Source organism: Henriciella sp. (genome assembly GCF_029937755.1).
Taxonomy (GTDB): Bacteria; Pseudomonadota; Alphaproteobacteria; order Caulobacterales; family Hyphomonadaceae; genus Henriciella.
The window spans coordinates 142,086-167,637 of the sequence record NZ_JAPYPG010000004.1 but is presented as its reverse complement, the minus strand read 5'-3'; the positions used below and the strand labels follow the sequence as shown (position 1 = coordinate 167,637).

The 25,552-nt window shown below is 61.2% G+C and carries 28 protein-coding genes; 18 read left to right on the top strand and 10 right to left on the bottom strand.

Translation table 11 applies throughout. The annotated features are described in order from the left end of the window. Positions 1-90 precede the first annotated feature (90 nt). Both Q1K29_RS10580 and Q1K29_RS10575 read left to right on the top strand, forming a co-directional pair. Positions 91-978, top strand: a complete 888-nt coding sequence (locus Q1K29_RS10580; RefSeq protein WP_300394480.1) for a glycosyltransferase — start codon at positions 91-93, stop codon at positions 976-978. 12 nt (positions 979-990) lie between these two features. After that, a complete protein-coding gene (locus tag Q1K29_RS10575) occupies positions 991-2,178 on the top strand; it encodes a polysaccharide pyruvyl transferase family protein (RefSeq protein WP_300394478.1) in 1,188 nt (395 codons plus the stop codon). A gap of 12 nt (positions 2,179-2,190) precedes the next feature. Here Q1K29_RS10575 and Q1K29_RS10570 read toward each other — a convergent pair whose 3' ends face one another. Genes Q1K29_RS10570 through Q1K29_RS10560 form a run of 3 tightly spaced genes read right to left on the bottom strand, consistent with a single transcriptional unit; the run spans position 2,191 to position 3,829 of the window. Continuing rightward, complete coding sequence (locus Q1K29_RS10570; RefSeq protein ID WP_300394475.1) at positions 2,191-2,811, bottom strand: hypothetical protein; 621 nt, start codon at positions 2,809-2,811, stop codon at positions 2,191-2,193. A gap of 2 nt (positions 2,812-2,813) precedes the next feature. Then, entirely contained in the window at positions 2,814-3,317 is a 504-nt protein-coding gene (locus Q1K29_RS10565) for a DUF6468 domain-containing protein (RefSeq protein ID WP_300394472.1), read from the bottom strand. A 5-nt stretch (positions 3,318-3,322) separates the two neighbouring features. After that, entirely contained in the window at positions 3,323-3,829 is a 507-nt protein-coding gene (locus Q1K29_RS10560) for a flagellar basal body-associated FliL family protein (RefSeq protein ID WP_300394469.1), read from the bottom strand. Positions 3,830-3,961: 132 nt separating this feature from the next. On the opposite strand from Q1K29_RS10560, the gene fliF reads away from it, so the two are divergent. The 5 genes from fliF to Q1K29_RS10535 are packed head-to-tail and all read left to right on the top strand — an operon-like array spanning position 3,962 to position 8,253. Then, on the top strand, positions 3,962-5,488 hold the full coding sequence (gene fliF / locus Q1K29_RS10555) for a flagellar basal-body MS-ring/collar protein FliF (protein ID WP_300394467.1): 1,527 nt from the start codon (positions 3,962-3,964) through the stop codon (positions 5,486-5,488). Beyond that, positions 5,481-6,041: a hypothetical protein gene (locus Q1K29_RS10550; protein ID WP_300394465.1), complete on the top strand. Its 561-nt coding sequence runs from the start codon at positions 5,481-5,483 to the stop codon at positions 6,039-6,041. The genes fliF and Q1K29_RS10550 overlap by 8 nt, the downstream gene beginning before the upstream one ends. Positions 6,042-6,066: 25 nt before the next feature. Beyond that, positions 6,067-6,390 carry a FliM/FliN family flagellar motor switch protein gene (locus Q1K29_RS10545; RefSeq protein ID WP_300394463.1) on the top strand — a complete coding sequence of 108 codons (324 nt, stop codon included), beginning with the start codon at positions 6,067-6,069 and terminating at the stop codon, positions 6,388-6,390. Further along, positions 6,383-7,150 carry a flagellar type III secretion system pore protein FliP gene (gene fliP / locus Q1K29_RS10540; protein ID WP_300394461.1) on the top strand — a complete coding sequence of 256 codons (768 nt, stop codon included), beginning with the start codon at positions 6,383-6,385 and terminating at the stop codon, positions 7,148-7,150. Before Q1K29_RS10545 ends, fliP begins: the two co-directional genes overlap by 8 nt. After that, positions 7,147-8,253 carry a FliG C-terminal domain-containing protein gene (locus Q1K29_RS10535; protein ID WP_300394459.1) on the top strand — a complete coding sequence of 369 codons (1,107 nt, stop codon included), beginning with the start codon at positions 7,147-7,149 and terminating at the stop codon, positions 8,251-8,253. The genes fliP and Q1K29_RS10535 overlap by 4 nt, the downstream gene beginning before the upstream one ends. Positions 8,254-8,318: 65 nt before the next feature. Here the strand turns inward: Q1K29_RS10535 and Q1K29_RS10530 are convergent, their stop codons facing one another. The 5 genes from Q1K29_RS10530 to Q1K29_RS10510 all read right to left on the bottom strand — a co-directional run bounded on the left by Q1K29_RS10530 (position 8,319) and on the right by Q1K29_RS10510 (position 14,104). Beyond that, positions 8,319-9,416 carry a flagellar basal body P-ring protein FlgI gene (locus tag Q1K29_RS10530; protein WP_350210666.1) on the bottom strand — a complete coding sequence of 366 codons (1,098 nt, stop codon included), beginning with the start codon at positions 9,414-9,416 and terminating at the stop codon, positions 8,319-8,321. Positions 9,417-9,432: 16 nt separating this feature from the next. Continuing rightward, positions 9,433-10,413 carry a flagellin gene (locus tag Q1K29_RS10525; RefSeq protein WP_300394455.1) on the bottom strand — a complete coding sequence of 327 codons (981 nt, stop codon included), beginning with the start codon at positions 10,411-10,413 and terminating at the stop codon, positions 9,433-9,435. Between the two features lies 1 nt (position 10,414). Then, a complete protein-coding gene (flgK, locus tag Q1K29_RS10520) occupies positions 10,415-11,863 on the bottom strand; it encodes a flagellar hook-associated protein FlgK (RefSeq protein WP_300394453.1) in 1,449 nt (482 codons plus the stop codon). Positions 11,864-11,890: 27 nt separating this feature from the next. Further along, a complete protein-coding gene (locus tag Q1K29_RS10515; RefSeq protein WP_300394451.1) occupies positions 11,891-13,195 on the bottom strand; it encodes a flagellar hook-basal body complex protein in 1,305 nt (434 codons plus the stop codon). Between the two features lie 63 nt (positions 13,196-13,258). Next, positions 13,259-14,104: a flagellar motor protein MotB gene (locus Q1K29_RS10510; protein ID WP_300394449.1), complete on the bottom strand. Its 846-nt coding sequence runs from the start codon at positions 14,102-14,104 to the stop codon at positions 13,259-13,261. 246 nt (positions 14,105-14,350) lie between these two features. Here Q1K29_RS10510 and Q1K29_RS10505 point away from each other — a divergent pair, with 246 nt between their 5' ends. Genes Q1K29_RS10505 through Q1K29_RS10470 form a run of 8 tightly spaced genes read left to right on the top strand, consistent with a single transcriptional unit; the run spans position 14,351 to position 21,135 of the window. After that, positions 14,351-15,196, top strand: coding sequence for a FliM/FliN family flagellar motor C-terminal domain-containing protein (locus tag Q1K29_RS10505; RefSeq protein WP_300394447.1), 846 nt, complete (start codon positions 14,351-14,353; stop codon positions 15,194-15,196). A 48-nt stretch (positions 15,197-15,244) separates the two neighbouring features. Next, entirely contained in the window at positions 15,245-16,111 is an 867-nt protein-coding gene (gene motA, locus Q1K29_RS10500; protein ID WP_300394445.1) for a flagellar motor stator protein MotA, read from the top strand. Then, a complete protein-coding gene (locus tag Q1K29_RS10495) occupies positions 16,108-17,898 on the top strand; it encodes a hypothetical protein (RefSeq protein ID WP_300394444.1) in 1,791 nt (596 codons plus the stop codon). The genes motA and Q1K29_RS10495 overlap by 4 nt, the downstream gene beginning before the upstream one ends. After that, the gene (locus Q1K29_RS10490) at positions 17,898-18,611 is read left to right on the top strand and encodes a flagellar hook-basal body complex protein (protein ID WP_300394442.1); all 714 of its coding nucleotides are present in this window, start codon (positions 17,898-17,900) and stop codon (positions 18,609-18,611) included. The genes Q1K29_RS10495 and Q1K29_RS10490 overlap by 1 nt, the downstream gene beginning before the upstream one ends. A 39-nt stretch (positions 18,612-18,650) precedes the next feature. Next, a complete protein-coding gene (flgG, locus tag Q1K29_RS10485) occupies positions 18,651-19,436 on the top strand; it encodes a flagellar basal-body rod protein FlgG (RefSeq protein WP_300394440.1) in 786 nt (261 codons plus the stop codon). Positions 19,437-19,439: 3 nt separating this feature from the next. Then, positions 19,440-19,847 (top strand): flagellar basal body P-ring formation chaperone FlgA, encoded by a 408-nt coding sequence (gene flgA, locus Q1K29_RS10480; RefSeq protein WP_300394438.1) that lies wholly within the window; start codon positions 19,440-19,442, stop codon positions 19,845-19,847. Beyond that, positions 19,844-20,551 carry a flagellar basal body L-ring protein FlgH gene (locus tag Q1K29_RS10475; RefSeq protein ID WP_300394436.1) on the top strand — a complete coding sequence of 236 codons (708 nt, stop codon included), beginning with the start codon at positions 19,844-19,846 and terminating at the stop codon, positions 20,549-20,551. Before flgA ends, Q1K29_RS10475 begins: the two co-directional genes overlap by 4 nt. 11 nt (positions 20,552-20,562) lie before the next feature. Continuing rightward, positions 20,563-21,135, top strand: a complete 573-nt coding sequence (locus tag Q1K29_RS10470; RefSeq protein WP_300394434.1) for a flagellar basal body-associated FliL family protein — start codon at positions 20,563-20,565, stop codon at positions 21,133-21,135. A gap of 26 nt (positions 21,136-21,161) precedes the next feature. Here the strand turns inward: Q1K29_RS10470 and Q1K29_RS10465 are convergent, their stop codons facing one another. Both Q1K29_RS10465 and Q1K29_RS10460 read right to left on the bottom strand, forming a co-directional pair. Continuing rightward, complete coding sequence (locus Q1K29_RS10465) at positions 21,162-21,833, bottom strand: flagellar hook capping FlgD N-terminal domain-containing protein (RefSeq protein ID WP_300394432.1); 672 nt, start codon at positions 21,831-21,833, stop codon at positions 21,162-21,164. A 12-nt stretch (positions 21,834-21,845) separates the two neighbouring features. After that, positions 21,846-23,327 (bottom strand): flagellar hook-length control protein FliK, encoded by a 1,482-nt coding sequence (locus Q1K29_RS10460; RefSeq protein WP_300394430.1) that lies wholly within the window; start codon positions 23,325-23,327, stop codon positions 21,846-21,848. Between the two features lie 115 nt (positions 23,328-23,442). Between Q1K29_RS10460 and Q1K29_RS10455 the strand changes: the two genes are divergently transcribed. The 3 genes from Q1K29_RS10455 (at position 23,443) to Q1K29_RS10445 (ending at position 25,534) form a co-directional block, all read left to right on the top strand. After that, positions 23,443-23,763: a hypothetical protein gene (locus Q1K29_RS10455; protein WP_300394428.1), complete on the top strand. Its 321-nt coding sequence runs from the start codon at positions 23,443-23,445 to the stop codon at positions 23,761-23,763. After that, complete coding sequence (locus Q1K29_RS10450; RefSeq protein ID WP_300394425.1) at positions 23,763-24,143, top strand: hypothetical protein; 381 nt, start codon at positions 23,763-23,765, stop codon at positions 24,141-24,143. The genes Q1K29_RS10455 and Q1K29_RS10450 overlap by 1 nt, the downstream gene beginning before the upstream one ends. A gap of 143 nt (positions 24,144-24,286) precedes the next feature. Next, on the top strand, positions 24,287-25,534 hold the full coding sequence (locus tag Q1K29_RS10445) for a flagellin (protein ID WP_300394422.1): 1,248 nt from the start codon (positions 24,287-24,289) through the stop codon (positions 25,532-25,534). Positions 25,535-25,552: the final 18 nt, after the last annotated feature.

Genomic DNA, 25,552 nt, shown 5'->3' with positions numbered 1-25,552 from the left:
TTTACACCAGACGATGGCCTTCTGCTGGCAGAAGACTTGCATCGACGAGAGCCAAATTGGAATGTAGATTTGCTCTCAGGGGACACATTCATGATGCAAGCACAATCCCGGCTCGCGGTTGCTATCGCGACACTGGGCCGGCCGGAAACGGTGAGAGAGAATCTCGATGCGTTGAGCCGGCAGACACGGCCTGCCGATATCATCCTTCTTTCGGTGACCGGGCCCGAAGACCTGCCGTCTGATCTGGACGAGGACAAGGTCATTGTCGTGCAGGGGTCGAAAGGGCTGTGCGCCCAACGAAACCGGGCACTCGAGGCCCTGGACGGAAAAGCTGACTACATCGTCTTCCTCGACGATGATTATGTCGCGTCGAAATACGCGCTCGAAGGCATCGAGAATTTCTTCAACGCCAATCCGGATGTTGTCGGGATTACCGGCCAGCTGCTGCATGACGACATCAAGGGACCGGGCATGACCTATGCCAGGGCCTGCGAGATTGTCGATGCGCATGACCAGAAGCCGCGCAGCAAGGCACGAATTCTCAATCCGGTTTTCGACCTCTACGGTTGCAACATGGCTTACCGGGCCAGTGCGATCGGTGACGACCGGTTCGACGAGGCGCTGCCTTATTATGGCTGGCTGGAAGATGTCGATTTCTCCAACCGCCTCCTGAAGCGTGGCCGGCTGGTGAAAACTGACGCCTTCATCGGCGTCCATTGCGGGGTGAAGTCCGCTCGTTCACCGGGTCTCCGGCTCGGCTATTCGCAGATTGCCAATCCGCTTTACCTGATGAAAAAGGGCTCGCTGCGCCGCGCCAAGGCCTTCAAGCTGATGAGCCGCAACATGATCGCCAATCATGCAAAGACCTTCCGGCCTGAGCCGTGGGTCGACCGCTGGGGACGGGTGAAGGGCAACTGGCTTGCCATTCGCCATATTGTCAGTGGCAAGATCTCGCCCGAATACATCACGCGCCTCTAGGCCGGATCAGTCATGAAGCTTGTCCTGCTGAACGTGAAGTACTCGCCCAATCTGGGCGACGGAATCATTGCCGAATGCCTGGAGGCTGGCCTTCGGGCAAGCCATCCGTCCGTCAAGGTGGAGAGTTGCGACATTGCCGGGCGTAAGGGCTATGGCCAGGGCATCAACCGCTCGCGCGAGCTTGTGTTCGCTGTGCTGGACCGGTTGCCGAAATCGGTGCGCCGGCAGGTGGTCGCACAGATCCTGAAGCGCATGATCCGCAAATCGCTTGCGCGCCACTATGCTGAATCGTTGAGCGGCGCAGACGCGGCGCTTATCGGCGGGGGACAGCTGATCGCCGATGCAGACCTCAACTTCCCGCTGAAGCTCGATGCGGCGGCCTATGCAGCCGGAGAGGCCTCCGTCCCAGTTGGTGTCTATGGCGCCGGCGTCGGCAGCCATTTCACCAAGGCCGGTCTTGCGCTGTTCCGGTCGGCTTTTTCCGCGGGCCTTCTCTGTGCCTGTGTAAGGGACGAACGCTCGCGCGCGCGCTGGGACAAGGACTTTGCGCCACCGGCAGCCTCCATCGTCAACGATCCTGGCCTTCTGTCCTGCGATACCTATCCGCATGAGCCGCGCGCCTCCGCAGAGCGGCCGGTCATTGGCCTTGGCCTGACCAATCCCAGCACGCTCAAGCTCCACGCTGACCGGGAAAGCCTCGACCGCAGGGGCTGGACACGGTTCTTCACGACGCTTTGTGAAGACCTTCTGGAGCTGGGCTATGATATCCAGCTATTTACCAATGGCGCGCATGACGACCACAGGTTCGCGGGTGCGGTCCATGACGGGTTGCCAGATGCGCTGAAGACGTCCGGGCATATCCGTCCCGCTCCCGCGCTTACCGAGCCGCGCGACCTGGCGGCCCTCATCGCAGGGCTGGACGGGCTTATCGCACACCGCCTGCATGCCAACATCATTGCCTATTCCTATGGCATCCCGCATGTCGGGCTTGGCTGGGACAGCAAGATGGAAGGCTTCTTCGGCGAAGTCGGGCGCAGTGACTTTCTGGTTTCCGAGGCCCGGCCCAAGGCGGGTCAGGTGGCTGAGCGCCTGCAGGCGGCGATGCAGCTCGGCATCGATGGAGAAAAGCGTCTGTCTGTTATCGAAACCACGCGCACCCAGGTCAACGAGCTTGTTTCCAAACTGCTCGAAACGCTCTGATCGGCCACAAGACTATTTCTGCGCCTTGCGGATGTCCTCGTTCTTGCTCGCCAGTTTCACGCTGACGACATAGGCCTTGCTGGCATCCATGCTCGCCAGGATCATGCCCGCCTGGTCGCTCGGCATCAGACGCAGGAAACCAGCCGCGAAGCCCGGGTCCATCTGGTTGAAGATGGCCGCTGCCTGATCGGGCTTCATCGCAGCATACATCTGCGCGAGGTGCTCGATATCCTGGTCAGCAGAGGCTGACATCTGGCGCCAGCGATTTTCCAGCGTCTTCTGGAGAGCCTGCAACTCCTCGGCCTGACTGTCGAGTTCTTGGCGGCGTGCCTGCAGGGAAAGCTCTTCCTCCTGAAGGGCAGCCGTACGTTCATCGAAAGCGGCCTGATCCTTGGCGAGTGCCGCAGCGGCTTCCCCGGAGAAGCAGACCCGCTCAGCGGAGGCGTCTGCATCCTCGTCCAGCGTATAGGAGGCTGGCACCAGACCGGCCTTCCCGGCTGCGGCTTCCTCCTGGGATGGCGGTGTGTCCTCCGCTGCGGCGAAGGCATGCGGAAGGATGCGCGATGCCCCGCCTATGGTAAACAGGACACCCAGCGTGAGCAGCACATTGGAGCGGGTATTCTTGCCAGCCATCGCTAGAGGCTCCTCTCCACAAGCTCGTTTTCCTCTTCATCGAACAGGAAGTCCGAATTGCGGATGGTCGTTGCTGCGACCCCCGTCACCGTGCGCATCTGGCGCAGCAGGGTACGCATCTCGGTCATGCTTTCGCGTGACTGGCCGAGCAGGTCGTTCATGGCCGTCTTGAGTTCGCTCTGGGCCGCATTCGCATTCATGCTGGCATTGTTGTGTGCCCTGTCGAGCTCCTCGGTGAGCTCTGACAGGCGGTGGCACATCTGGTCGGCATCCTTCATCAGCGACGACAGCCGGTTTGCCAGCTCCCCGGCCTGGGCGCGGGTCTCATGAGTCGCTGAGGACACCGCTGAAACGGATTTCGACAGCGCCACGATGGTTGCGCCCAGCCCATCCTTGGTATCCTGCAGCGCCTTCAGACGCCGGCTCAGGATGAAGCAGTAGACGCAGGCGGCGAACGACACCAGAAAAAGGGCGATGTCGGTCGGCTGCACAAGCATTTGATCCATATCCATCACCTCAGCAGAAACTCCGTTACCAGCACGCCGCGCGAGACCTCGCCGCCAAGCACCAGTTCGGCACGTCGCGAAAGCTGTTCGCGCAGACGCGGGTAGAATGACGCTGATTCGAAGTCAGCCAGTTCCACTGAACGCAGATAGCTGATGAAAGCGTCTGTCAGCATCGGTTCGGCTTTCTTGACGTTCCCGGCATTCGCCTTGTCGGTGACGATGGCGGTCTTGATCTTTACATAGCGGCTCGCTGGCTCATTCCCGATCGTGATCAGGATCTCGCCGATCTCGGTATAAGCCTGATCTTCGCGCGCCAGCGGATCCGGCGTGAAGCCGGCATGTGATTCGGCCGGTACGCAGACAGGCACTTCAGCGGTTCCGGAAGGCGCAAGGAAGAAGACCGCGCCAAAGGACGCCGCCGCCGACACAAGGCCGATCATGGCAAACTTGATCATGCCACCGCCCGAATCGGAGGCAGATTCTGCCTGTGCTTGATCTGTTTCTGCAGCCATTCAGCCCCTCTCGCCGAGTCGTTCCGTATGGCGTCTGCTGTAATCAACACCGGGTAAAGGAAGCGTTAAGGAATTCGCGGGAAACGTTAACCATTACAAGAGGGATAGATTGGTAGCGGGGCCCCACCTTTCATGAAGTTTATCGAGACGCTCAAAGGCTTGTCCTTGCCGCGCCAGCTCGCCCTGGCGGGGGCTGTCGTCGGCGTCGTTCTCGCGATGACGATGATCGTCCGTGGAGCGGTCCAGGAGCCGATGGCACTGCTCTATTCGGGACTGGAACCGGGCAATTCGGGCGAAGTTATCGAGGAGCTCGACAAGCGTGGCGTCGAGTATGAGATCAAGGGTGAGTCGATCTTCATTCCGCAGAGCCAGCGCGACAATGTCCGATTCGCGCTTGCAAAGGATGGGCTGCCGCAACAATCCGTTCGCGGCTATGAGCTGCTGGACGACGTCAACGGCTTCTCGATCACCTCGGAAATGTACAATGCCGCCTACTGGCGCGCCAAGGAAGGCGAGCTGACACGGACAATTCTTGCCATCAACGGCGTACAGTCGGCCCGCGTGCATATCGGCGCGAGCCTGCGATCCGGCTTTGCGCGGTCGGACCCGCAACAAACAGCCTCCGTGACGCTGCAGACCGCTCGTGACCTGAGCCCGCAACAGGCAGAAGCCATCCAGTACATGGTCGCGCTCGCTGTGTCCGGACTGAGTCCGGAAGACGTGGCTGTCATCGACCCGCAGAAGGGGATGATCGCCGGCCCGAATGTCGCGAAGGGAGAGCAGCCTTCCTTTATCGCAGACTCTCAGGCCGGTGCGCTGGAGCAGAAAATCATGCGCCTTCTTGAGGCGCGGGTAGGCCCGGGGAATGCACGGGTTTCTGCAACCGTGGATGTCACGCGTGAACGCCAGCGCGTGTCTGAAGTCACCTTTGACCCGGAATCACGGGTCATCCGCAACCGCACGAGCAATGATGTCAGCGAAACTAATGCCGGCGCTGGTGGCGGCGTCACGGTAGCGAGCAACCTTCCGCAGGACGGCGGCGAAGGTGGCGGCCGCTCCAGTTCGGTGCGCAACTCCACCGAAAGCGTCGCCTATGAGATGAACGAGACGCGCACAGAGACGGAGACGTTTCCAGGCCAGGTCGAACGAATTTCCGTGGCCGTGCTTCTCAATCAGGAGGCCCTCGGCATCGATCAGGGCTCTGCGAATGCGGGCACGCTCTCGCAGCAGGTGATCGACGATTTCGAGCAGCTGATCCTTGCCGGCGCCGGCCTCAATATCCAGCGCGGCGATTCGCTCACCGTCGAGCTGATGCCATTCCAGACCCCAGAGGTGCCTGAGATGGTCGAGGCGCCGGGCATGGTCGAGACGATGGTCGAGCGCTATGGCTGGCAAGCGGCCCAGGCAGGCATGCTCGGCCTGATCGTCCTCGGGCTCGCCTTCGGCGTCATTCGCCCGATGCTGAAACAGGGGGCAGCCTCAACCGGCGCCGAACTCAACGCGCCACAGCTCATCGGTAACAGCACTGCCGGCGGGGCCGATGGGCCGGCCGATCCGTTCGATTTCCTCAAGGACTATACGCGCGAACGCCAGGACGAGACGGCCGCGCTTCTGCAATCCTGGCTGGAAGACGACCGCAAGGTAGCCGTGAATGAGTGAGTCATACTTCTCCCACCTGCCGCGCTTCGATAACACCGAGACGCCGCATGCCGGCTTCCTCGGGCATTCAACTGAGGACGAGACCTCCCCGGCAGCCAGCAGCGAAGAAACAGAGGCCGACGAGACGGCCGATCTACACGAGGAAGCGGTTCGCAAGCTCGCTATCATTGAGCAGACCATGAATGCGCTTGCCGAGCTGTCCGATCAGGTGCGCCGCGACGCCATACAGCGCACGGAAGAGCGTCTGACGGCCATGGCCGAGCAGCTCTTCCCGCAGCTCGGGCGTGCCTTCCTTGCCGAAGAGATCGCCCGCAACCTGCCTGACCTGATGCCAGCCTCGGCCCCTTCTGTGGAGATCCGTGCCGAGCCCGAGCTTGCTGCAGACCTGCAGCACATTGTCGAGCAGTCACCGCAACTTGCGGGGATCTGTCACGTCATCGAGGATGAGAATCCCGGCCCGAATCGTGCCACCGTATCTTGGGGAGATGGCGGCATGGACTTCGATTTTGCCAGTCTTCTGGAGGCATGCACGGCCCGGTTGAAGACAAGCTGATAGCGAAAAAAGAGGGGAAAGATACATGGCCGAACCGGAACCGGCGCAACCGGAAGATGAAATGCTCGACCGCCGCGATACGTCCGCGGCGAACCAGTTCAGGCGCTCGATCTACAGCGTCCCCGTTACCGTGACCGTATCAATCGGGCAGAAGCGCCTCAGCGTCTCGGAAATTCTCGACCTTGGGCCGGATTCAGTCATCGCGCTGACATCGCGCATTGAGGATCCGGTCAGCCTGACGGTCGACAACAAACTCATCGCGCGCGGCGAACTCATCGAGATCGACGAGGGTGGGCTTGGCGTAAAGATCACCGAAATCGTGGAAGAAGGTGAAGAGGGGAATGGATAAGGCAGCCGGCGGATATCGCGGTGCTTTTCTCCTTATCCTGCTTGCGGGCGCCCTTGCGTTTGGCGCCTCCGCTCAGGAGGCTGCGGGTGGTCTGCCGCCTGTAGGCAACCTTCTCAATGGCGGGGAGGGCGGTCTCAGCGGTACCGTCATCATCCTCTTCGTCATGGTGACGCTCCTGAGCCTGGTGCCCGGGCTTGCCATGATGGTCACCTGCCTGCCTTTCCTGATTATCGTTTTTTCCTTCGTACGTCAGGCGCTTGGTGTGCAGCAGGCGCCACCGAACATGATGCTGATGGCGCTGTCGATGTTCCTGACCTTCTTCATCATGGAGCCGACATTCACCGCCGCCTGGGCGAACGGCATCGAGCCTTATACCCAGGGCCAGATCGCCGAGACACAGGCCTGGAACGCGACGACAGGGCCCTTCCGGGAATTCATGACCGCGCGCACGGACCCGGAAGCCATACCCGTGCTCAGCGATGCGCTCGGGCGGCCTGTCATTGAAGGCGAGCCGCCATCCTTCTCGCTCCTGTCGACGGCCTTCATGCTGTCGGAAATAAAGCACGCTTTTCAGATCGGCTTCGTGATCTTTTTACCGTTCCTCGTGATTGATCTTGTTGTCGCCTCCGTCCTCATGGCGGTCGGCATGATGATGGTTCCGCCAACAGTGGTCTCGCTGCCATTCAAGGTCGGATTCTTCGTCCTGGCCGATGGCTGGCTGAAGATCACGGAAGCGCTGTTGCGAGGGTATTCAGGATGAGCGAAGCAGCAAAAGCACAGCAAGGCCGCGGCGCTGCCCCGACACTGACGCCCATTCAGGGCGGCAAGAACGGCGGTGGTGGCTCTGGATCGATCAGCCGTGCCCAGCGTGCGGCGGTCGTGATTGCCATGCTGGGAGAGAATGCCGCGCGTCCGATCGTCGACAAGCTGGACGATCAGGCGCTCGCCCAGGTTTCCTCTGCGCTTGAAACGGTACAATACCTCGCGCGCGAAGAGCTCGCCGAGATTGTGATCGACTTCCTGCAGCACTTGCGGGCCCAGAGCGGGTCTTTCCGCGGCGGACCTGACCGGGCACGCGCGATCGTATCTGGCCTGCTGGATGATCAACGGTTTGGCTTGATCTTTGGTGAAAGCCCGCAGGAGACTGCTGGCGAGGACCGCAATAGCACATGGGTCCAGCTGGAACGCCAGGATCCGAAAAAGACGGCGGCCTATCTGAACGGTCTGACCCCTAATCTCATCGCGCTCATCCTGCGCAAGCTCGACGTTTCGGTCTCGTCAGAGATTGTTGCGCATCTGGAGGACGAGAAGCTCGACCCCATGATCGGATCGCTGGTGGAGAGTGATCACAGCGACGCTGAGGTCGACTCGGTCATCGCCCGCATGGTCGATATCGAGTTTCTCCACAGTGAGCAGGAAGAGGACGGCGAGGAAGACAATGCGCACCTCGAATCCATCGGCGAGCTGTTGAGCCTTGTGCCGAGCGATCGCCGGGAGCGGATGATGGCCTTCCTCAAGAGCGAGCATGAAAGCAAGCTCGAGAGCATCGAGAAGGTCATCTTCACGATTGAAGGACTGGCCGAAATGCTGCCGCGCAGCGCTGTGCCGGTGGTTTTCCGTGAGCTTGGTGAGGATACGATGGTACGCCTCCTGTCCACGCTGAAAGGCTCAACGGCGAGTGTGCAGGAATACCTGCTTGGCAATATCTCCTCGCGTCTCGCCGATCAGTATCGAGACCAGCTCAAGGATGCGAAGGCCGTAACGCCTGAAGAGACCGAGACCATCCAGCGGGAGTTCCTGACGGCGCTCATGTCGCTGAAACGCAGAGGCCTGATCACGCTGGAAAAACCGCCAGCGGCCTGAGCCTGAAAAAGGCGGCCAGGACTGGCCGCCTCTTCCAGATAATTGAAGTCTTGCCGATGGCGCTGCTAGCGCACGATCAGGTCGGCATGGATGGCGCCGGCGGCCTTCATCGTGCGGATGATGTCGGCCATCTCGCCCGGCGAGACCCCCAGTGCATTCAGCCCGTCGATGAGCTGCGACAGGGTCACATTGGCGTTGAGCAGGGCGACATTGTCTGTTCCCGTCTCGCGGATCTCGATCTGGGAGCGCGGAAGGACGATGGATTCGCCGTCCGAGAAGGGGTTGGGCTGGGAGACGACAGGCGTCTCGGTCACCTTGATGGAGATATTACCCTGGGCGATGGCGACCTTGGATATGGTCACATCCTCGCCGAGAACGATGGTGCCGGACTGTTCGTCGATGACGATGCGGGCCGGTACGGCGACCTCCACAGGCAGGTTCTCGATGCTTGCCAGGATACGCGACGGCGAGCCTGACAGAGAGCGCAGGTCGAGATCGACCGTGCCCGGATCGCGCATGAAGGCTACCGGAGAGCCCATGGCCATATTGATCGTGTCCTCGACATTGGCGGCCGTGGTGAAGTCCGGATCGCGCAGGGCCAGGACAAGCGATTCGCGCTGGTTGAATTCATACCCGATCTCGCGCTCGACCCGTGCGCCGTTAGGGATTGCGCCCGCCGTGGGCGTGCCGCGTCGTTCGCTCGCGCCGTTGGCCTGCACATCAAGGCCGGAGACGACAATGCTGCCCTGGGCGACGGCATAGACTTCCCCGTCCGCGCCCTTGAGCGGCGTCAGGATAAGCGTCCCGCCCTCGAGGCTCTTTGCATCGCCGATGGAGGAGACCGAGACATCGACCGAAGACCCGTTGCGCGCAAAGGAGGGCAGGGTAGAGGTGACGAGAACGGCGGCGACATTGTCCGGCTTGATGTCCTCGCCCTGCACATTCACGCCGAGGCGTTCGAGCATGTAGGTCAGCGAGTCCTCGGTGAAGGGCGAGTTGCGCACCGTGTCGCCGGTCCCGTTGAGGCCGACAACGATGCCGTAGCCGATCAGGTCGTTCTGGCGCACGCCCTCGACATCGACGATGTCGCGGATTCGCGTCTGCCCGTCGGCCGGGGGCGGGGCCGTGATGTGCAGAAGGCTCACCAGCAGGGTGAAGAGGATGAGACGCTTCATCGGATCACCTCAGATAATTCATAAGAGACAGGTTGGAGAGACGCGCAGTGAGCAGGTAGGAGGCTTCGAGATTGCTCTCCAGCTCCCGTAGTTCCGTCGCCGCTTCGTATTGATCGCGCGTTGCAATCTTGGTGAAAGCCTCGGTGAGGATGGTTTCCTCGACATCGAGCGCTTCCTGACTGCTTGTGATGCGTTCCTGCGTGACGCCGAGGCCGGCACGCAGATTCGTGAGGTCCACCTGACCTTCGGATACCTTGTCCGCGGCGGACTGGAGCGCGCCCATGTTAATCTGAAGAAGGGCCGGGGTACTGTCCTGTCCGGCAAGAGCCATCGTAGCGAGTCCGGCGACGACTTTGCGCAGTGCCGGATCTGTTGCCGTTACAGCGTCGCCATCAGAGGCGGTCGCTGAGCCCTGGTAAATGGTCTGCTGCCAGCCGCCGGTCGGTGAATTGAAATAATCATCCATCAGGGTTTCGAAGTCGGCGGCATCGGTGGCATCGATCGCCATCTGGCGCACGTCCGAAAGCAGCTGATCGGTGTCTCCGAATGGCTGGGTCGAGGTTGCGTCGCCCGCAAACAGGAAGCGTTCTCCATGGCGGACATTGAGTGATGAGAAGACCTTTTCGAGAGCATTTTTCGCATCGCGCGAAACTGCAGTCACTTCGGACTCGTTGCCGATCCCGACGGCTGAAAGCAGCCGCGCCGAGAGGCCGTTCGTCGTGGTCTGGATGCCTGAAAGGCTTTGCTGGACGAGGTCGAGCCTCGCTTCACGTATGCCAAGTGTGCTGCGCTCACTGGTGATGTCCTGCAGGGCCTTCTGGCTCAGCATTGCGTCACCGATACGCCCGGAGAGGTGCTTGGTGAGATCTGCACGCTGTCCGGTTGTGGCTTCGGTTGATACCGCGCTGATCCGGGAGCGCAGGTCTGCCACGTTCTGGGTCAGTTTGGCACTGAGCAGCGCGGACGGGATAGACAGTCTATTCATGTCAGAGCTCCATCAGTCTCTGGATCATCTGGCTGGCAACCTCGATGACCCGGGCGTTGGCGGCGTAGGCTTGTTCGATCATCAGCAGATCCTGCATCTGGGCATCGACATCCACACCAGTCTGGGACTGTTCGGCCTCGAGGGCCATCGTTTGCTGGGCAGACGTGGAGGACAGGACAGCTTCGTTTGAGATGCGCCGCTGGCCAGCCATCGACGACAGGTGCGCAGACAGTTGCGATGCGGTGAAGCTGCCCTGGATTCCATTCTCGCTGATCGAGCGGCCACTGGTCAGGGCCTCGATCATGGCAGACAGGACTGAATTGTTGCCAGGCGCGCCTTCAGAGGCTGCGTTCATGCCGTCGCGCAGCCGCCAGACTTCACCGCCCTGCGCCGGGTCAACGGCAGCGTTGACGGAGATACGTCCTGCTAGGCCTGGATCGCCCGGCGTGCCAGGATCCGCGAACAGGCCGAATTCGCCTGTGGTTGTTGTCGGGTCGATGCCGTCAGCCGACAGGCGTGCGACGAGGTCTTCGGCGACCGTGTCGAGCTGGCTGCTGAACTCCGGCAGGTCGTTGTCGCGTAGCGTGAAGAGCGCGCCGAACAGGCCGCTGGACGCAGCAGACCAGTTGGACCCGCCCGGAGTCAGGTCTGTATCACCGACTTTCAGCCCGGAAAGCTGGCCGCCGTCGAAGGTCTGGTCGGGCCCGAAAGCATTGGACCCGGTAAACTCAATCTGGCGCGCCGTACCGTTGAGCAGGAAGACGCCTTCCTTGGTCACAACGTCGATCATGCCATAATCGCGCTGGACCGCTTCAACGGGAAGATATTCAGACACGGTATCGAGAACGCGCTGGCGCTCATCCATCAGGGCCGCGGCCTGGGAGGTCGTGCGGTCCATCTTGGAGATCTGCGCGTTCAGCGCTTCGATGTCCCTCAAGGCCTTGTTGACGATATCCACGCCATCGGCGATTTCGCGGTCAGCTTCAGCGCGTTGATTGGCAGCCATCTTGGAGAGGCTGTTGAATTCGTTGGTCAGCGCGCGGGCGGCATCGAGCACGGCGTTCGCGGTTGCCTTCGACTCCGGTGTGGCCTGAGCGGCCTTCAGGGTCGATTCCAGATCGGACATCATGCCGAACAGGCCGGAGCCGTCAGCAGAGTCCCCGACGCGCGAGGAGATGGATTGCCAGGCCGATGCCATAACGCTGGCGCGTGAGAGGTCGCTGGTCAGCGACATACGTTCGGAAGTCAGGCCGGCATCGCGGGCGCGGTCGATCCCGACGGCGCGCACACCCTGGGTATCGGCCCCGACAATTGTCTCGCTCAGCAAGACAGAACGCCGGACATAGCCCGGCGTTGTTGCGTTTGCGACATTCGTTGCAACGATGTCGGCCCTCAGGCCACTGACCTGAAGGCCGGATCGCGCCGCGTTTATGGCGTGTGAAAGACTCACGGATTCATCCGCCTTTCATCTAGCGTCTTAGCGCTTCAGATTGGTGGTTTCCTGAAGCATCTCGTCCACGGTCTGGACGATCTTGGCGTTCGAGGAATAAGCCCGCTGGGTCTCGATGAGATCGGTCAGCTCCGACGCGATGTCGGTGGTTGATTCCATCAGGGCATAGCCCGAAACCGTGCCGACCGGGCCGGTACCAGCATCCCACATATACAGGTTGCCGCTTTCCGCGGAGACCGAATAGGCCTGCGAGTCCAGAGACTTGAGACCGTTCATGTTGGGTACGTCGCCAACCGGGATCTGGTAGAGCGTGCGGCGGAAGCCGGTATTGTAGATGGCTTTCAGATAACCGTCCTCATCGATCTCGACCGACTGAAGGTCGCCGATCGGCGCACCGTCCTTGGTTACGGCCGTCGGGGAGAAGGGGGCGGAAAGCTGCGTGATGCCGGCACTGTCGCCGGGGCGCCCGATGAAGATATCGACCGGGCCGTGCGGCAGGTTCAGCGAAACCCGGCCGGTGGCGGCGTCGTACGTGGCGCCATTTGTGGCGTTCACGGTGTCGATCCGGCCGCCATTGGTCGGTGTATCTGCGAAAGTGATGTCGAGATCGCCAATGGATGTGAGCGGGTCACCGGCGCTGTCGAAGACTTCAACGCTCCACTGGTTGGAATAGCCACTGCCAGGAATCGTCGGCGAGAATTCCAGGGTCATTGTCTGGGCGCGGCCGAGATTGTCGAAATACTCGATTGGCAGCGGATAGCTATCGCCCGGCGCGCCTGACTTGGTCGCGTCGACGGGCAGGTTGATGCCCAGTTCAACAGATTCCGTCGGAGAAGCAGTGTATTGCGAGGCGGAGATGTTGACTGGCTCGAGATTGATGCCGCTATTGCGGCTGACATTGCCGACTTGGCCATCCTGGTTCGCAGGCCAGCCGAGCAGGAAGAGACCACTCTGCGTGCGCAGGTTGCCGTTCTGGTCAGCGTAGAAGGCGCCCGTCGGGGTCAGCATCAGTTCGCGTTCGGCTGCGAGCGAGTCGACGCCGGTGCTGTCGGTCACTGGCAGTAAACCACGGCCCGCGACAGCCATGTCGGTGGCATTACCGGTCGAGATGAGCGAGCCGGTCGCTGCGATGTCCTTGAAGGTATTCACCCGGACGCCGCCAGCGGAATAAGCCGCCGAGCGCTGCTCTAGCACCATGCTCGAAAAGTCTACCTGGCTACGCTTGTAGCCATAGGTCGACGAGTTGGCGATGTTATCGGAAATGGTGGAAAGACGGCTGGCATTGGAATTCAAACCCATAACGCCAGCGTTCAGGGACGACGAGATAGTCATTAGACGGACTCCTACCGAATGTGTACGGAGAAAGTTGGCCGTCTTTAGTTAATAAGCGAATAATCAGCTTTTCGGCACGCCGGACTCGTGGGTGAGAATGGTGATGGAGATGCGCCGGTTCTGCGCTGCCGTCGGGTCGCCGGGCACTAGGGGATCGGTATCTGCGCGGCCCGAAACCTCTTTCAGCCTGGTTCCCTTGAGCCCGGCATCGAGCAGAAGCGTACGGGCGGTATTGGCGCGGTCTGCCGACAGGTTCCAGTTGTCATAAGTGCCACCACCACGATACTGGCGGCTGTCGGTATGACCGACGATCTTGATGTCATTCTCGAAGCTTCCGAGCGATGTGTTGACCATGACAAGGAGCTGCTCAAGCAGGTCGGTCGGCTCGCTCTGTCCAAGGGCGAAGAGCGGAGAGCTGTCGGACTCGACAATCTCCAGGACGATGCCCTCGGGCGACATCTTGACCATGAGGTGCTCTGATAGCTGGCGGGAGTGCTTGCTCAGCTCGGCCCTCATCGTCTCGAGATTCTCGGCAACTTCCTCATTGCTGGCATCGTTCTTTCCGGCGCCATCGGATTCCGGGTAGTCGACCGTGTTCCTGCGCGTCGCGCCGGTGCCCATCTTGGCATAGGTCTGCTCGGTCATGATGGATGAGCCGTTCAGGCCATCAGAGCCACCGCCTGAAATCCGGCTGACCGGAATGGTCGGATTGAAATAGTCGGCGATGCCCTTGCGCTGTTCTTCGGTTGTCGCATTGAGCAGCCACATCAGCAGGAAGAATGCCATCATCGCTGTGACGAAGTCCGCATACGCCACTTTCCAGGCGCCGCCATGATGGCCGTCGGCCTTCACCACCTTCTTTCTCTTGATGATGATAGGTTGAACCTGTTGAGATGGCTGTTCTGCCATGTTGCCCCGCCTTGATGCTGCAGCAGGGTAAATAACAAAGCCTCCTCAAATAAGCTTATACGCAAGAGTGAGTATTCGCGCTGCCGCGATAACGATTCATCAACCAAATAAATTCACTGCTCGGTAACAGGATCAATTACTGTCGCCATAGGTGTGCCCGTGTCTGCTGTACTGCGGAAGAAAATTAGTGCCGCCGGGAGTTTGCCCCCGAAAGTGCTGCAGTGCGCGCCATTGTGGGATGCCCTTGTGGGTGCGGCAAAGCGCTGGGCGGCAGACGTCTATGGACATGAGCTGGAAGCGCGTATTTCCGGGCGTCAGATTGTCCGAGGAGCGGCCGCGCAAAAGAAGCTGGCCGAGCGTTTTTCCTTCGTTTCGCTAACCAAGACAGGCGCCGCGCTACTGGCCATTTCAATCGACCGGCCGGGGGCCGCACGCTATGCCGCCGAGCGCCTTCATCAGTCCACAGATAGCCTGCTGGGCGCGACCGACCTGTTCCTGAAGCTGATGAGCGAGCAGCCCGCTTCAAAGCTCTGGCGGCAAGTTCGTGACGCGATTTCCGACAAGCCGGCCTCGGAGGACATCCTGTCCCTTGGCGACCCTGCGGCCGTGAGCGATGCCATCGAGCCAGATGTCCGCCTGGCGCAGATCAATATCGTCCTGGCCGCCGAAGGCAGCGAGGATGGCTGGCTGCTGGAAGGGGGCGAGGAGCCTCCTGAGATCCGGCTCTTCTTCGATCTTGAGCGCATGGAAAAGCTTGCGGCGGATATACGCGGGCGCAAGAAGGGCCGCTCCGCCGGATACGGAGCGTCCGACAGCGAGACAGTTCGCACACGCCTGCGACAGTCCTCAATCCGGCTGGATGTCGTTCTCGACAGCCTCGGCATGACGATCGCCGACTGTTCGCGATTCGAGATTGGTCAGGTCCTGCCTCTGGCTGGGACCGAGGGAGGCCAGTTGATGCTGTGTGCCGAGACAATGAACGGCCAGGCAGTGATCGCTCAGGGGGAAATGGGGAATTGGAAGGGCCAGAGAGCACTAAAGCTTAATGGTCCCGTGATTGAGAGCTACGTCCGCGAGATTGCGGACATCTGAGGGCTCTAGAGAGGGTTTGCGCCTGAGAAGGCGTGGAGGAGGTTAAACGTGAATGCTATTCTCGGACTCGTGGTCACCGTGGGGATGGTGTTTGGCGGCTATCTTCTGGCCGGTGGCCATATGGAGATCATCATGCATGCCCTTCCATTCGAGGGTATGATGATTGGTGGCGCCGCGATCGGCGCTTTCCTCGCATCCAATGACATGGCAACCGTCAAGCATACCGGCGGTGACGTCATTGCCGCGTTCATCGGACCCAAATGGAAGAAGAACGACTATCAGGACCTGCTTTGCCTGATGACCGAGCTGCTCAATGTCCTGAAGCAGAACCCGGTCGATATCGAGCCGCATATCGAAGAGCCGCAATCGTCCGACATTTTCCAGAAGTATCCGAAAATCATGAAGGATCATGAAGCCGTGGAGATGATCAGCGACACGATCCGCTCCATGCTGATGAACTTCGATAACGTCCATCAGGTCGAGGAGTTGCTCGAAAAGCATCTCGACAGCCTGCTCGATGAGCGCCAGCACGGCGCGCACGCCCTTCAAAACATGGCCGATGCGCTTCCTGCTCTCGGGATCGTTGCGGCCGTGCTTGGTGTGATCAAGACGATGGCCTCGATCGACAAGCCACCGGAAATCCTCGGCGGCATGATCGGCGGCGCCCTGGTCGGGACGTTCCTTGGCGTCTTCCTCGCCTATGGCGTGGTCGGTCCGTTCGCTGCCCGCGTGAAACAGATCCGCTCGGAGGAGCATTTCTTCTACTCGATGATTGGTGAAGTGCTGGTCTCCAACCTGCACAAGAACCCGGTCAATATCTGTGTCGAGGTCGCCCGCCGGCATGCGCCGGCCCGTGTGCGCCCGTCCTTCAACGAAATCGAACAAGCTGTGAGGGGGTTGAAACAGGCTGCGTGAACAGGGCGTTTCGCATATCCTTGCTGGCGCTGGCCTTTGCCAGCGGTGACCTGGCCTTCGCGGAAGGCACAGGCAAGCAGGAACGTGACTTGGGCGAGCTGCCAAGCTCGCTCGACCGCTTTGTGCAGAACGCCATTGATGAAGGCCTGCTGACGCCGGCCACGCCGGATAAGGAAGAGCCGGCGAACGAGCCGCGCAAGCTGACCCCGTCTGATGCGCCTTCGCAGCCGCCCGCTGAAGCTCAGCCTGAGCTGGCCCAGCCGGTCAGCGCACGCCGGATTGCCCCCCTTCGCCCGAAGCAGGCGGTGGCTGAAGCGGTCTGCTCCGACCGCGACCCTTATGATTTTTCCGCCTATCACACGCTTCGCACCTATGACGATCTGCTGGCCTGGCGCCGCAGCGCCGAGGCCAGCCAGGCCGACAATTCTGACGCCGCTCTGGCGCGCGCCTTTATCTCGCTTGGTCTGAACGAGGAAGCCCGCCTTCAGCTCGATGGTGTGGTCGGCCCCGAAGCTTCTGCGCTTCGCCGGCTTGCCTATCTGATGGAAGGCCGGTCGGCTCCAGATGTCGGCTATTTCCGCGAACAGGCTGCCTGCCCGGGCGTTTCAGGCCTGTGGTACACGATCGCGCTTCTGTCGACTGACCGCAAGAAAGCGGCACGCCGGCTCAATGACGAGATCAACGAATTCCGCCGCTTGCCGATGCAGCTGCGTATCGAAGTGGCCGCTTCCATGGTTCCGGCGCTGGATGCCGCCGGCGAGCGCCTTCTCGCTAGCAAGACCATGGCGAACTTTACCGAGACCGAGATCGCCACCTCGACCCGGCTCAGCTTCAACAAGGCCCTGCTCGACATGCACACGGGTGGCGCCGTCGCTGAAGCGCGGATGCGCAATTATCTGAGCGAGGAGCAGTTTCGTGAGGATGCGCTATCTAGCCTGCTGCGCCACGGCTACGACGTCGACCGCGAATACAAGGAAGATGTCGCCGGCACCGTGTTCGAGGATATTCGCAAAAGCGGCGAGGCAACCGCGGTTGCCAGCGGCCTCGACACCATGCTCAACGATCTCGAGGGCGTTGCGGGATACGGCCTGACACTCCAGCTTGCCGACCTGCCCGCCACGCAGACGCCCAGGGCGCATGATCGTATTGCCACGCATTTCGTCTCACTGGCGCAGGAGGGCCTCGAGAGCCCGGACTTGCTCGACAATCTCGAAGCCATGGACGCCCTGCTGGTTGGCTCCAGCCTGCTCGAAAACCGGCCTGAAGGTGACCAGCTCTATGCCAGGGCAGCCGCGCGCGCCGTCGAGCTTGGCCTGCAGAACCTGGCCGGCGCCTTTGCCTCACGGACGGACAATGCCGAGGAACTTGCGCGCGCACGCGCTGCGCTCGCTTTCCGCACGCTCGATCATGAAGCGCTGAGGGTGATCGCAAAGAACTATCCTGACAGTGAGGGTATTGCCCGGCTGGCTGCGCTGAGCGCGGTGCGCACCGGTGACAAGGCGCTTCTGGTCTCGATGGAGCCGCGTCTCAAACGGGATGCGGAGACACTTGTGTCGCTGATCGAGATGGATGCCGCCAGCCGCCACTGGATGGTGCCGGAGCGTATCTACGCGGCTGCCGGGGAATTCGAGGAAGCACCTTATCAGGCACGCGTGCGCCGCGTCGCCGCGCTGCGCGAAAAAAGCACTGCCAGACAAATGCCCCGCAATTATTCCATGGCCGAGATAGGCACCGCGCTTGATCGTATCGGCCAGTCGCTCGACCCGAAATCCCGGGAGGCTTTCTGATGTCCAACGCCGTCTACGCCGCACTGACCCGACAGGCAGGCCTGATGCAGGAAATGCAGGTGGTCGCCAACAATCTCGCGAACTCCAGCACGACAGGCTACAAGTCCGACCGCGCTCTTTTTGCCGAATTTCTCGCGGGAACGGGCGAGGCCGTTGACCGCGTCTCCATGGGCGGGCTCGCCGGTCACCAGTTCGACCTCGAACAGGGCGGGATGAAGTTTACCGGCGGCAAGTTCGACCTCGCCATCCAGGGGGAGGGCTTCTTCGTTGTCGACACGCCGGACGGTGCGCGGCTCACGCGCGCGGGGCATTTCCAGATGTCTGCCGAAGGCCGCCTGATCGATACGCAGGGCAACCCGGTGCTCAACCCGGCGGGCGGGGCGATCCTGATCCCTGACGATGCCGGAGATATCTCGATTGCCGGTGACGGCACAATCTCGTCTGAGGGCGTCATTCTCGGCCAGGTCGGTATCGTCCGCCCGGAAGGCGAGATGACCCGCGCCGGCAATACAAGTTTCAACGCCCCTGGCGGCTTCCAGCCGATCGAGGATCCGCGCCTGGTTCAGGGCGCGCTTGAACAATCGAACGTGTCTCCGGTGCTGGAGGTCGCGCGCATGATCGAAGTGCAGCGCGCCTATGAAGCCGGACAAGCCATGCTGGAAAAGGAGGATGAGCGCGTCAGCCGCTTTATCGAAACTTTGCGTCAACTTTAGGCCAGGAAAGGGCTGGATGCCCGATCGAAGGAGGAGCCTTTGAAGTCCCTACAGATTGCAGCCACAGGCATGGCCGCGCAGCAGATGCGCGTCGATGTCATTTCGAACAACATCGCGAACATGAGCACCGCGGCGTACCGTCCGCGTACGGCCGAATTTTCCGATCTCATGTATCAGCAATACCTGACGCCGGGGACCATCTCCTCGCAGGTCGGCACGGTCGTGCCAGCAGGTATCCAGCTGGGCACGGGGGTGAAACCCTCAAGCGTCTCGATGGAGATCACGCAGGGCTCGCTGCGCCCCACCAATGCTGAACTCGACATCGCGATCGACGGCACGGGTTTTCTCGAAATCACGCTGCCATCCGGCGAGCCCGCCTACACACGCGATGGCAAGCTGACCCGCAGCGCAGACGGTGAGCTCGTCACCAAGGATGGCTATCCCCTGGCCGATGGCATCGTCATTCCGAATGATGCCCGGCGCATCTCGATCAGCCCTGATGGCGAAGTTGCGGCCTACTTTGACGGTGAGCCGAATGGCCAGCCGATCGGTGCCATCTCCCTGGTCCGCTTCGTCAACGAGAAGGGGCTTGAGGCCATGGGCGACAACATGTTCCGCGAAACCGAAGCCTCCGGTGCCGCGAACCGGCTTGTTCCGTCTACGGAAGGCGTCGGCATGCTACGCCAGGGCTTTCTCGAGGATTCCGGTGTCGATGTGGTCAAGGAAGTCTCTGACCTGATCGAAGCCCAGCGCGGCTATGAGCTTAATTCCAAGGTGATCACGGCGGCCGACGAGATGCTCGCTGCCACGACACGGGTCCGGTAAGCCATGAGCACGCTTGTCAGCCTTGCCGCCGGACTGGCGGTCTATCTCAACGGCGCGGCTTCCTTCGTGGCAACCGACGTCATCCGTGCCGGCGATACCGTGTCGCTGGGCAACATCTCCACAGAAGAGGGCAACTCTGCTCCGGCCGATCATCCGGTCATCGGACGCGAGGTGCGCCGGACCGTCTATGCCGGGCAGGAAATCTCGATGGATAATACCCAGCCTGCCCGCCTCGTTACGCGCAACCAGGTCGTGACGATCAAGTATATCAACGGTCCACTGGAAATAACGACCACAGGCCGCGCCATGAGCGAGGCTGCAGCGAACGAGGATGTCACTGTCCTTAATCTGCAGTCCCGCAAGATGATCCACGGGATCGTCCAGAAAGACGGATGGGTGCTGGCACAATGAAACAGTTTGCCTCACTTGGCCTCGCCATCATCGGGCTTGCCGCCTGCGCCAGCGGCGGTCAGCAGATCGCCATGCAGCCCCCGCCGCCGCCACAGACGGCCATGCCGATCATTACCGAGCCGCAGCAGCCGGAAACCTATCGCGACAAGAACTCGCTGTGGACCACGTCACCGACAGCCCTGCTCGGCATGCGCCGCGCCAAGGCGATTGGGGACCTCCTGACGGTGGTCGTCGAAATGGACGATCAGGCCAGTCTGCAGAGCTCCCTGTCGCGCTCGCGCGATGCCAATAACCAGGCGAATATCGATGCCCTGTTCGGCCTACCGGATCTTGCTGGCAACGTGCTTCCGCAGGGCGCGAGCCTGTCACCTGGTATCGACTATGGCCGCAGCTCGACGTTGAATGGCAATGGTACGGTGAACCGCGCCGAGAAGGTCGCCTTCACACTGGCGGCGCGTGTCGTCGGACTGGAGCCGAACGGCAATCTCGTCATCCAGGGCTATCAGCAGACACGTGTCTCGAACGAAGTCCGTGTACTGACTGTTTCGGGGGTCATCCGTTCGCAGGATATCACGCGGACGAATACCGTCACTTATGAGAAGATCGCCGACGCCCAGCTCTCCTATGTGAGCAGTGGTGAAGCCACGTCTCCGGTCGAGCGCCGGGCAGGCACGCGTGTGCTTGATGCCATCAATCCGTTCTGAGGACTGACCCCATGATGAAACTCATCGCCCCGGCCCTGATTGCCGGCGTCTTCGGCGCCGCTGGTGGCGCCGCAGCTGTCTACCTGAAGTCCGGCTCCTCTGCGCCGGCGGCAGCGGCCAGCCATGGCGACAAGGGCGCGGCTGAGGCCAAGGAAGACAAGGGCCATGGCGACAAGCCGAAGAAGGATGCCCACGGCGATGACAAGAAGGGCCATGGCAGCAAGGCAAAGGGTGGCCACGGATCAGCCTCCGGCGAGGGCGTGCCGACCTATTACAAGTTCAGCCGCGAATTCGTCGTCCCGATTGTCGGGACCGAGCGGGTAAAAAGCCTCGTCATCCTGAACCTGAACCTGGAAGTCGATGAGTCGGCCTCGCAGGACCTTTTCTCGCGCGAACCGGCTCTGCGCGACAACATCATGACCGCATTGATTTCCCTCAGCGCGGATGATGAGATCTTCAACTCGCTCAACAGTATCGAGCACTATGAGACGATCCGCTCGATGATCCTGGCCAATCTGCAGAACAGCTTTGGCGAAGGGGTCAAGAACGTGCTGATCCTCGACATGGCGCGCCAGGATCTCTGAAGCCTATTCAGGCAATAGAAACTTGATCAGTCGACGCGGCGTACCGACGCCATGTCGGCCGACAGGCGCGAAGACGTGCCAAGGCGCATCGTGCCGTTCTCGCTTGCCACTTCGGTGACTTCGGTAATCACCTGTGGGGCGACCGTGCCGATATACTGATCGCCCTGATAGAGATCGATGCCGAACTCGTAGAGCGACTCTTCAGCGGTTTCGCCGGACGTGGTCGCTCCGTTCCAGCTGAACGACTCTTCGGACAGGTCGAGCTCTTCGCTCCAGACGGCCTCGCCGCTGCCATTGCGTACATTCAGGATAGCGCCGTCGGCATCGTCGGGAACCTTCACGCTGTAATCGACCGGCTTGCCGGAATAGGGCACCCAGGAAGACTCCACCGATACGGTCTTGCCGAGCCACTCGCTCGCCAGCATGGAACTCAGGTCGCCGATCATCGTGGCAATGCTCTGCAGGCTGTCATTCGAGCGAACCTGTTGTTCCAGCGTCGAGAAGGTCGCCAGCTGCTCGACGAACTGGGTGGAGTCCATCGGCGAGAGCGGATCCTGGTTGCGGACCTGCGCGGTCAGCAGCCGGATAAAGGTATTGAACTCCTCGCCAATCTGCGGCGCTGCGGACTGGCTGGTGTCCGCCGATTGCTGCTGGCTGGCGGCCTGTTGCGTGGCTGTAGCTGCGTTGACGGTGCTCATCGAGCGGCCTCTCTAGAGTTTGATATCGAGCCCGGCGCCGGGCGAAATGGTCCGGACCGGCTGCATGGCAGCGGGGATAACCTGCATGACCGCCTCTTCATCGCCCGCGAGAAGGGCGCCCGGCTGGCTGCCAAATTGCGGCTGGCCCTGCTGTGAGGTGTTCTGGCGGAAGGTCATGTCCTGGCCCGACAGGCCGTTCTGTTCCAAAGCCTGGGTCAGCTGGAAGTGAACCTGGCGCAATTGCTTGAGGGCTTCGGGCGTCTCGCCGGTGATCGTGACGTGTTGCAGGCCGTTGGCGTCAAATTTGAAGTCGATGGAGACCCGGCCAAGTTCCGGCGGATCGAGCTGTACGGTCACCCGGTCTCCGCCTTTGTCGCTGGCAAGCTTTTGCTGGACGATGTCGACAACCCCTGCCGGGGCCACGAGCATGGGCGTATGCGCGCGCATGCCCTGAAGGGCGCTCTGCTGCTGGGCGGCCTGTACCGGCGCTGACTGACCAGGGGATGCTGAAGAGAATAGGGGCTCCGCCTTGTTGCCGCCCTCGGCGCTCTGGCGGGCGGCGGCGTTGTCTGCGGCGTCAGCGAAGAGTTCGGCAGGCGTGCCGGTCTTCGACGCATCGGCAGCGTGCTTGTTAGAGTCCGGTGCCGGTCTGGCGCTTTCGGTGGGAGTGTCTCTGCGGGCAGGGCGATTAGCGGTCTCGGCCGAAGCCGTGACTGGCGTTGCCGCTTGCGAACCTGTCTTGTTCTCACTGGACGGGCTTGCCGCCATTGGCGCGACTGGCACCTGACCGGCGCTGGCGACCGCAGTGGTGTCGTTCGTTTGCTTGTGCGCATCGTCGGCTGAGCGGACCGACTCGTCGTTAGCGGCCGCTTCTGCGGCACGTGGACGGGGTCTGGCTGCCATCTCATCACTAGCCACAGCCTTGCCAGCGGCTGCCATCTCGGTGTTCGCCTCAGTGGCGGGCACTCTGTCCTTTGTCGCGTCGTCAGCTGGCTGAGCAGTATTGCGTGCGGTGAGCGCGGACTCGGAGGCCTCGGGCGCCGTCCGCACCTTGGGGGCTGTTGCTTCAGCCTGCTCGGCCTTGGCAGCCGTTTCCGCACTGGCGGGGTCAGCCTGCGCGGGGCGCGCCTTCACCTCAGCAGTCAACGTTGCGGTGTCCGGAGTCGTTGTAGCGGGTGGCGCAGCAGTCTTTATGTCTGTCGCGTCGACAGCCTTGGCCTGACCGTCTGACTCAGGCCCATCCAGCTTGATATCTTGCGACTCTGTGTCTGGTTTGGCCTGCTTGCTCTTCGGCTCTGCGGGGAGGAAATCTGCCGCGCCCGGGTGCGTTTGACGGTCGGTTGCGGCGTCCTTGTCCTCGGCCTGCTCTGCAGCCGGAGTATCAAGCACCTTGCGGAAAGCTTCGCCTTGCTCCCCGGAGGAGGCGTACGGCCTCGAAGACCGCGGGGCGCGGTCGAGGAGGCCAAGCATGTCGGTTTGCAGGCTATGCGCCATTTGCCATCCGGAGTTAGTGCTCTCTTAACCGAAACTGCATCAGGACTGGTAAAATATGCCTTAACACGGACGGTCTTTTCCCGCCCGTCAGACCAAGCGAGGAGCAGGCAAATCCATGGCCGAATTCCTGAATGCCATCCAGTCTGGCACCGGTGTCCAGCCGGTAAAAGTCGAGCCTGAAGCCAACGCCGGGCGGAACGAGACGAGCGAACTGGGCCAGCGTTTCGAGAAAATGCTCTGGGCGGAGATGCTTCGCCATACAGGTCTTGAGGAGGCGATGACCCGGGCAGGCGGCCAGGGCGCATCCGCCTTCGCCCAGTTCATGGTTGAAGCCATCGCCGAAGACATTGCCGAGCGCCATCCGCTCGGTCTCGATCCCATTCCGCGGGCTGGTGATGCTGTAATGAGCAATGCAGAAATCAAGGAGGGCGACTGATGAGCGAACACCGCATCGAAGAGGCACTGAGCACGCTTGAAGATGTCCTTGTGCGCGAGCGCGAACTCCTTCTTAGCGGGCGCGCGCGCGAGACAACTAACCTGATCGGGGAAAAGATTGCAGCGCTTGAAGTCTTCGATGCCGTGGTCGTCAATGGTGCGGAGAACACGCTTCGAGACGGCCAGAGAAGGCGCGTCGATGCCGTCGTCGGACTGGCGAAGGAAAACGCGACCCACTTCACCGCCGTTCGCAATGGCCTGCAGAATGCGATCAGCCGAATCGAGTCGATGACAGACGGAGCCTATGTCGGTGCCTATGGTGCGAATGGTGGTCAGACCGCCTTTCCGAAGGCAACCGGGGGTTATGTGAAGAAAGTTTAGGGAGTTAACCCATTATACATACGCGGTCTGTAGCAATGGCGGCAACCAAGAGGGGTAAATTCGGGGCCTCCCCGATGTCAGGATGACATGAGTTTACAAGAATTCGGGCTGCGTCTGCACGCCTGACCAGAGGGAACAAACTGATGTCCAGTATTCTTACTAATAACAGCGCAATGGTCGCACTTGAGACCCTGCGTGGTATCAACCGCAATCTCGAAACCGTCCAGTCTGAAATCTCGACCGGCAAGAAGGTCGCTTCAGCAAAAGACAACGCCGCCATCTGGGCGATCTCGACCACGATGTCCACGGACGTCGAAAGCTTCAAGCAAATCTCTGACTCGCTGAACCTCGGTTCTTCGACCGTCGGCGTGGCCCGCAAGGCTGCCGAGCAGGTCACGAGCCTCGTTCAGGACGTGAAGAGCCTGATCGTTTCCGCGCAGGAAGAGAACGTCGACCGCGCCAAGATCCAGACCGACATCGACGCGAAGGTTTCGCAGATCGAATCCATCGTCGGCGCCGCCCAGTTCAACGGCCTGAACCTCGTTGACGGTTCCAGCTCCGCTGACGTCTCGATCCTGTCTTCGCTCGACCGTTCGTCCGGCGGCTCGGTTTCAGCCTCCTACATCGACATTACCCGTCAGGATCTGTCGATCACGAACACCGGTTCGGCTGCAACATTCGGTTCGACGGCTGTCACGGACACCACGATCATCGACAATGGCGGCACGGCTGCTGGCACGTCCGACACACTGACGACGGGTAACTCCCAGGACATCACGATCGCCAGCGTTGCCGATGGCTATTCCTATCGTGTCACGCTGGATGACAGCGCCACGGCCAACACTCTCGGTCAGCGCACCTTCGAGTACGTTGCCAGCGCTACGGACAGCGCCAACTCGGTCGCTGCCAACCTCGCCAACCAGATGCAGACCTTCCTGGATGCAACGGGCGACAGCAACTACACCGTTTCGTACGCTGACGACGTTGTCACGGTCGACAACGACTCCGGCCAGACGCTCACGATCACTGCGGCATCCGCCAACGATGGTACAGCTGGTGTTTCCAGCGGCGGCCTCGGCAACCTGGCGAGCGTTGACGTGACCACAGACGCCGGCGCAACGTCCGCTCTGACCTCGATCGAAAGCCTGCTCGACACCGCGATCGACGCAGCTGCTTCGTTCGGTTCGGCTCAGAACCGTATCTCTGACCAATCCGAGTTTGTCTCGACCCTTATCGACTCCCTGACTTCGGGTATCGGTGGTCTGACGGACTCAGACATCGAAGCCGCCTCGGCCAAGCTGCAGGCACTTCAGGTCCAACAACAACTCGGCGTGCAGGCGCTGTCGATTGCCAACTCGGCACCGCAGTCGCTCCTGTCGCTGTTCCGCTAAGACAGCCTATCGGTCCGG

What these genes read in the sequence shown, in the direction of transcription:
- Q1K29_RS10580 (WP_300394480.1), top strand. Translation starts at nt 91, where the DNA reads ATGATGCAAGCACAATCCCGGCTCGCGGTTGCTATCGCGACACTGGGC.
- Q1K29_RS10575 (WP_300394478.1), top strand. Translation starts at nt 991, where the DNA reads ATGAAGCTTGTCCTGCTGAACGTGAAGTACTCGCCCAATCTGGGCGAC.
- Q1K29_RS10570 (WP_300394475.1), bottom strand. Translation starts at nt 2,811, where the DNA reads ATGGCTGGCAAGAATACCCGCTCCAATGTGCTGCTCACGCTGGGTGTC.
- Q1K29_RS10565 (WP_300394472.1), bottom strand. Translation starts at nt 3,317, where the DNA reads ATGGATCAAATGCTTGTGCAGCCGACCGACATCGCCCTTTTTCTGGTG.
- Q1K29_RS10560 (WP_300394469.1), bottom strand. Translation starts at nt 3,829, where the DNA reads ATGGCTGCAGAAACAGATCAAGCACAGGCAGAATCTGCCTCCGATTCG.
- fliF (WP_300394467.1), top strand. Translation starts at nt 3,962, where the DNA reads ATGAAGTTTATCGAGACGCTCAAAGGCTTGTCCTTGCCGCGCCAGCTC.
- Q1K29_RS10550 (WP_300394465.1), top strand. Translation starts at nt 5,481, where the DNA reads ATGAGTGAGTCATACTTCTCCCACCTGCCGCGCTTCGATAACACCGAG.
- Q1K29_RS10545 (WP_300394463.1), top strand. Translation starts at nt 6,067, where the DNA reads ATGGCCGAACCGGAACCGGCGCAACCGGAAGATGAAATGCTCGACCGC.
- fliP (WP_300394461.1), top strand. Translation starts at nt 6,383, where the DNA reads ATGGATAAGGCAGCCGGCGGATATCGCGGTGCTTTTCTCCTTATCCTG.
- Q1K29_RS10535 (WP_300394459.1), top strand. Translation starts at nt 7,147, where the DNA reads ATGAGCGAAGCAGCAAAAGCACAGCAAGGCCGCGGCGCTGCCCCGACA.
- Q1K29_RS10525 (WP_300394455.1), bottom strand. Translation starts at nt 10,413, where the DNA reads ATGAATAGACTGTCTATCCCGTCCGCGCTGCTCAGTGCCAAACTGACC.
- Q1K29_RS10515 (WP_300394451.1), bottom strand. Translation starts at nt 13,195, where the DNA reads ATGACTATCTCGTCGTCCCTGAACGCTGGCGTTATGGGTTTGAATTCC.
- Q1K29_RS10510 (WP_300394449.1), bottom strand. Translation starts at nt 14,104, where the DNA reads ATGGCAGAACAGCCATCTCAACAGGTTCAACCTATCATCATCAAGAGA.
- Q1K29_RS10490 (WP_300394442.1), top strand. Translation starts at nt 17,898, where the DNA reads ATGTCCAACGCCGTCTACGCCGCACTGACCCGACAGGCAGGCCTGATG.
- flgA (WP_300394438.1), top strand. Translation starts at nt 19,440, where the DNA reads ATGAGCACGCTTGTCAGCCTTGCCGCCGGACTGGCGGTCTATCTCAAC.
- Q1K29_RS10475 (WP_300394436.1), top strand. Translation starts at nt 19,844, where the DNA reads ATGAAACAGTTTGCCTCACTTGGCCTCGCCATCATCGGGCTTGCCGCC.
- Q1K29_RS10470 (WP_300394434.1), top strand. Translation starts at nt 20,563, where the DNA reads ATGATGAAACTCATCGCCCCGGCCCTGATTGCCGGCGTCTTCGGCGCC.
- Q1K29_RS10465 (WP_300394432.1), bottom strand. Translation starts at nt 21,833, where the DNA reads ATGAGCACCGTCAACGCAGCTACAGCCACGCAACAGGCCGCCAGCCAG.
- Q1K29_RS10460 (WP_300394430.1), bottom strand. Translation starts at nt 23,327, where the DNA reads ATGGCGCATAGCCTGCAAACCGACATGCTTGGCCTCCTCGACCGCGCC.
- Q1K29_RS10455 (WP_300394428.1), top strand. Translation starts at nt 23,443, where the DNA reads ATGGCCGAATTCCTGAATGCCATCCAGTCTGGCACCGGTGTCCAGCCG.
- Q1K29_RS10450 (WP_300394425.1), top strand. Translation starts at nt 23,763, where the DNA reads ATGAGCGAACACCGCATCGAAGAGGCACTGAGCACGCTTGAAGATGTC.
- Q1K29_RS10445 (WP_300394422.1), top strand. Translation starts at nt 24,287, where the DNA reads ATGTCCAGTATTCTTACTAATAACAGCGCAATGGTCGCACTTGAGACC.